This window comes from Alteromonas ponticola (assembly GCF_012911815.1).
GTDB classification, from domain to species: domain Bacteria; phylum Pseudomonadota; class Gammaproteobacteria; order Enterobacterales; family Alteromonadaceae; genus Alteromonas; species Alteromonas ponticola.
This window is the reverse complement of the sequence record NZ_JAATNW010000018.1, coordinates 1-725: the sequence shown is the minus strand read 5'-3', so window position 1 is coordinate 725 and position 725 is coordinate 1. Positions and strand designations below refer to the sequence as shown.

At 47.4% G+C, this 725-nt stretch carries 1 protein-coding gene; it reads right to left on the bottom strand.

Annotated elements, in window-relative coordinates; translation table 11 throughout:
- On the bottom strand, positions 1 to 725 hold a 725-nt coding region (locus HCJ96_RS16165), incomplete at both ends, for an elongation factor Tu (RefSeq protein WP_169212119.1).

Sequence of the window (725 nt, the reverse complement as noted above, 5' to 3'; positions counted from 1 at the left end):
TGTACCGCGCCCGTTACGTCAGTTGTACGGAAGTAGAACTGTGGACGGTAGCCTTTAAAGAATGGCGTGTGACGGCCACCTTCGTCTTTGCTCAGTACGTATACTTCTGCTTCGAACTTGGTGTGTGGAGTGATTGAACCAGGCTTAGCCAGTACTTGACCACGCTCAACGTCATCACGCTTAGTACCACGTAGTAGTACACCCACGTTCTCACCTGCACGACCTTCGTCAAGCAGCTTACGGAACATTTCAACACCAGTACAAGTCGTCTTAGTGGTATCTTTGATACCAACGATTTCTACTTCTTCACCAACTTTAACGATACCTTGCTCAACACGGCCTGTTACAACAGTACCACGACCTGAGATTGAGAATACGTCTTCGATTGGAAGAATGAACGGCTTGTCGATTGCACGCTCTGGCTCTGGGATGTATGAATCAAGTGCTTCACCTAACTCAACAATTTTCTTTTCCCACTCTTCGTCGCCTTCAAGCGCCTTAAGTGCAGAACCTTTGATTACTGGCAGGTCATCACCTGGGAATTCGTATTCGTTCAGAAGTTCACGAACTTCCATTTCTACCAATTCTAGTAATTCTTCATCGTCAACCATGTCACACTTGTTCATGAATACGATGATGTAAGGTACACCAACCTGACGGCCAAGCAGGATGTGCTCACGTGTCTGAGGCATTGGGCCGTCAGTCGCTGCTACAACCAGGATAGC